Source organism: Geodermatophilus sp. SYSU D00779, from assembly GCF_054050595.1.
On sequence record NZ_JBJGZQ010000071.1, the window covers coordinates 1 to 1,086 of the forward strand.

Sequence of the window (1,086 nt, forward strand, 5' to 3'; positions counted from 1 at the left end):
TGTACCGGGCCATCAGGTTGGTGCCAGTCGGCTGATCGGCGGGCGTCCACCAAGTGCGCTGTGGCGGCGCTGAGTGTTGTAGTGCTCGATCCACGGAGCAAGAGCGGCGGTGCGCTCGACGTTGCTGCTGAAGGCCTGCCGGTAGGCCCACTCGGTGATCAGGGTGCGGTTGAGCCGTTCGACCTTGCCGTTCTGCCATGGGCAGTGCGGGCGGATGAACATCTGCCGGGCGCCGAGGGCGCCGATGACCTCGCGTAGTGACCACCGGTAGGCCCAGGCGTTGTCGGTCATCACCCGCTCGATCCCGGTGATGCCGTGGCCGGCGAAGTAGGCCGCGGCGCGGACGAGGAAGCCCGCGCAGGTCACGCCCTTCTCGTCGGGCAGGATCTCGGAGTAGGCCAGCCGAGAGTGGTCGTCGATGAGCGAGTGGACGTAGTCAAAGCCGGTCGGCACCGGCTTGTGCCGATGGTCGACGGTGGCCGCTCGACCGTGCGCCCGCCAGCCACCGCCGTCGGGGATGCGGGCCAGCTTCTTGACGTCCATGTGCACCAGCTCGCCGGGCCGGGACCGCTCGTAGCGGACCGCGGTCACCTTCGAGGCACGGATCACCGCACCGGTCATCGGGTCCAGTGCCGCCAGCGGCGGTTCCCCGCGACGGATCAGGACGCGGGAGACCGTGCGGGCCGGCACGCCCAGCTCGGCGCCGATCCAGGCCGGGCCCCGACGCTGACGGCGGCGCAGCTCGACGATGCGGTCCTCCAGCTCGACCGGCGTGCGCCGCGGGCTGGTGTGCGGGCGGCTGGGCCGGTCGACCAGCCCGGCCTCGCCCTGGGCTCGGTAGCGGGTAATCCAGGTGCGCACGCACCGGCGCGAGATTCCCATCGCCGCGGCGATGTGCGCCTGCCGCCAGCCGGCCAGATACCTGGCGACGATCAGCTTCCGGCCGTGAACGGTGGTGCGGGCATTAGCGTGGGTCACGAGGACCTCCGGGTGGATGTGGGCCTTCGACAAGCCACACCCCACTCGGAGGTTCTCCCTCGCTCAACCCCTCACGCCGCTACCAACGTCCTGGCTCAGTACACCTAG

1 protein-coding gene is annotated in these 1,086 nt (G+C 70.4%); it reads right to left on the minus strand.

The window, feature by feature from the left end:
- Nucleotides 1–12: 12 nt before the first annotated feature.
- Nucleotides 13–978 carry an IS481 family transposase gene (locus tag ACI79G_RS24940; protein WP_456883718.1) on the minus strand — a complete coding sequence of 322 codons (966 nt, stop codon included), beginning with the start codon at nucleotides 976–978 and terminating at the stop codon, nucleotides 13–15.
- Between the last annotated feature and the right edge of the window lie 108 nt (nucleotides 979–1,086).